Source organism: Limosilactobacillus coleohominis (assembly GCF_016901675.1).
GTDB classification, from domain to species: Bacteria; Bacillota; Bacilli; order Lactobacillales; family Lactobacillaceae; genus Limosilactobacillus; species Limosilactobacillus intestinavium.
On the sequence record NZ_JACJKU010000109.1, the window covers coordinates 1 to 3,478 of the forward strand.

General features: G+C 38.9%; 3 protein-coding genes and 1 tRNA gene. 3 read left to right on the forward strand and 1 reads right to left on the reverse strand.

Annotation, left to right across the window (positions count from 1 at the left end; genetic code table 11):
* Nucleotides 1–654 precede the first annotated feature (654 nt).
* Nucleotides 655–870 (forward strand): DUF1492 domain-containing protein, encoded by a 216-nt coding sequence (locus tag H5975_RS09285; protein WP_204785547.1) that lies wholly within the window; start codon nt 655–657, stop codon nt 868–870.
* 295 nt (nt 871–1,165) lie between these two features.
* On the opposite strand, the gene H5975_RS07660 is transcribed toward H5975_RS09285, so the two are convergent.
* A tRNA-Leu gene (locus H5975_RS07660) sits at nt 1,166–1,249 on the reverse strand.
* A gap of 324 nt (nt 1,250–1,573) precedes the next feature.
* On the opposite strand from H5975_RS07660, the gene gap reads away from it, so the two are divergent.
* Together gap and H5975_RS07670 are read left to right on the forward strand one after the other, a co-directional pair.
* Complete coding sequence (gene gap / locus H5975_RS07665; RefSeq protein WP_178661447.1) at nt 1,574–2,587, forward strand: type I glyceraldehyde-3-phosphate dehydrogenase; 1,014 nt, start codon at nt 1,574–1,576, stop codon at nt 2,585–2,587.
* A gap of 76 nt (nt 2,588–2,663) precedes the next feature.
* Nucleotides 2,664–3,478 (forward strand): phosphoglycerate kinase (locus H5975_RS07670; RefSeq protein WP_204785546.1); only part of this gene is annotated, 815 nt, incomplete at its 3' end.

A 3,478-nucleotide genomic window follows, 5' to 3' on the forward strand; every position in this document is an offset into this window, starting at 1 on the left:
GTTTGGTTCACTTAATATGATACCTGATGTCACGCCGAATGGCGTTTTTTTATTTACCACCAACTGGGTGGCTAACTTCATTCTATAATCCACCATACAAACGGATGATAATTAATTTCTTTACTGAACAGCAAGCGCAAAAGCTTTAACAGTGTTTGATCGTGCATTATAGATGCTGACAATTGGTAGCATTTGGTAGTATTTTATGTAGTCAGTTATTGGCGTAATCGGTGCAAGTGATTTGTTATCAGTGCAATAATTGCTGATTTTGCACCCATAACAAAAAAGAGTTCCGTATCACTAGATACAGAACTCAAAAAGTCACCACAACGGCGGCTCCCCTAAATATTCAATCGAATTTTATTATAACAAAAAAGCCGTCACAATGGACGACTTCCGTTGATAAATAAGCAAGTCTATTATAGCACGTATTTCATCCGCTTAATGGTTGATGATGATTAAGGTTTCCAATGTCAGATTTTTCAGGTACTAAAAAGGAGCGTGTTTCATAAAAGCAGATAAGCAAACGAACGCAATTAAAAAGTTTTTCAAGAATGACTATCACAGTATTTATTTACGGTCTGGAGCATGGGCGAAACGTGAAATTAAAACCGTAGGGCGGAAAGTAAGAAATGTCTAAAGTGCTTTCTAGCAATTGAGCAAGCAGTCGACGGATGTACACCAGACCACCAAAAGATAATTGAATATCGGTATTTAGAGCAACAACAAGGGCAACATGTAATTAAAATGCTAAATATTAGCAAGTCACAATACTATGTACACGAACGAGAAGCATTATTAGAGTTTGGTAGCCAATTGAAACAAGTTTATCCCGCCTTATTTGATGCAATCATGGAGCAAGATTATTAATCAGTGTTGTTTTGTGGTGTTAAATGACTAGAAAATAATTCTATATAATAGGTATATAGAACACCAATAAACAGTATAGAGCATATTTTGGTAGCAATTGGTAGCAAAAATAAAACCACCTTCAAAATGAAAGTGGTCTAAGCGCTGGTTAGAAGCGGTTTTTGATATTCAATTTTGGTAGCAGTTTGGTAGCAGAATTTAAAAATAATGGTGTTTTTAGGTGCTTTGGCAAAAATAAAAATGCCTTAATACCAACGATTAAGACATTTTGGAACACCCCGAAAGGGTCTAATTATGCCCAAGGCAGGATTCGAACCTGTACATGGTAAACCATACAACGACCTGAACGTTGCGCGTCTGCCAATTCCGCCACTTGGGCATGAAATGCGCTCCCAGGGAGTCGAACCCTGATCTCGAGAACCGGAATCTCACGTGCGATCCATTACACTAAGAGCGCTTAACAACAAATATATGTTATCGAATTCAAACTAAAATTGCAATACTTTTTTTAAAATTACTAAACGGCCGTTAGACAAGATATATACATTTTTAGATTTTAGTAATATAGACATCATAAAAATTATCGAGTATCATAAACACGTAACAAAGTACGTTAATTTTTAATCTGTACAATCTAATTTTCAGTGTTAAAATAATATACGTACATTTAACTATATGTTTTCCTAAAGGAGGAATTTGCAGTATGACTGTAAAGATTGGTATTAATGGTTTTGGCCGTATCGGTCGTTTAGCATTCCGTCGTATCCATGAATTGGGTGCTAAGGACATTGAAGTTGTAGCCATCAACGATTTGACTACTCCTGCAATGCTTGCTTACCTTTTGAAGTATGACTCAACTCATGGTAAGTTCCCTGGTGAAGTTTCTGCTACCGACACTGGTATTGTTGTTGATGGTAAGGAATACCCAGTTTACGCAGAACGTGATGCACGTAATATTCCTTGGGTTAAGAATGATGGTGTTGACTTTGTACTTGAATGTACTGGTTTCTACACTTCTGCTGAAAAGTCACAAGCTCACTTGGACGCTGGTGCCAAGCGTGTTCTGATTTCTGCACCTGCTGGTAACATCCCAACTGTTGTTCCTGGTGTTAACCTTGATACTTTGAAGGCTGACGACAAGATCGTTTCAGCTGGTTCATGTACTACTTCTTGTCTTGCACCAATGGCTTACTTCCTTAACAAGGACTTCGGCATCAAAGTTGGTACTATGACAACTATTCACGCATTTACTTCTACTCAAGCAATTCTTGATGGCCCTCGTGGTAAGAAGATGCGTAACAACCGTACTGCTAGTGTAAACACTATTCCTCACTCTTCTGGTGCTGCTAAGGCTATTGGTCTTGTTATCCCAGAATTGAACGGTAAGCTTTCTGGACACGCACAACGTGTTGGCGTTGTTGACGGTTCATTAACTGAACTTGTTTCTATCTTGGACAAGAAGGTTACTGTTGACGAAATCAACGATTCCATGAAGAAGGCAACTGCAGGCAACGATGCCTTTGGTTACACTGAAGACCCAATTGTTTCAACTGACATTATCGGTTCAACATACGGTTCAGTATTTGATCCATCACAAACTGAAATCATGGAAGGCGACGATGGTTCACAATTAGTTAAGACTGTTGCTTGGTACGACAACGAATACGGTTTCACTTCAAACATGATCCGTACTTTGCTTCACTTTGCTACTCTGTAAGCAAAATTAAGTACTAACTAAAAGGTGGGAGGAGGAAACTCCGCCCACCTTTTTGACAGAAAGAGGAGAATTAATTATGGCTAAGATGACTGTTGAAGATCTTCCATTAGAAGGTCAAAAGGTTTTAATGCGTGTTGACTTTAATGTACCAATTAAGGACGGCGTAGTAGGCGATGATAACCGGATTGTTGCCGCATTGCCAACGATTAAGTACGTTATTGATCATAATGGTAAGGCAATCCTGTTCTCACACTTAGGACGGATCAAGAAGGAAGAAGACAAGCCTGGTTTATCCATGCGACCAGTTGCTGAACGTCTTTCCAATCTTCTTGACAAGCCAGTAACATTTGTTCCAGTTACTGAAGGAAAGCAATTAGAAGATGCCATCGACAAAATGAAAGATGGCGATGTTCTGATGGTTCAAAACACTCGTTATGAAGATGTTAAAGATGGTGAAAATGTTAAGCGTGAATCAGGTAATGATCCTGAATTAGGTAAGTACTGGGCATCATTGGGTGATGTTTACGTTAACGATGCCTTCGGTACTGCCCACCGTAAGCACGCCTCTAATGTAGGAATTGCTCAAAACATCGGTGATGGTAAATCCGGAGTTGGTTTCTTAATGGAAAAGGAAATCAAGTTCTTAGGAAATGCCGTTGATAACCCTGTTCGCCCATTTGTTGCTATTTTAGGTGGTGCAAAGGTTTCCGATAAGATTGGTGTTATCGATCACTTATTAGATAAGGCCGATAAGATCATCATTGGTGGTGGAATGGCCTACACATTCTTTGCTGCCAAGGGCATTAAAATTGGTAATTCTCTAGTTGAAAAAGATAAGATTGATGTTGCTAAGGACATCATGGAAAAGGCTGGAGATAAGCTTGTATTACC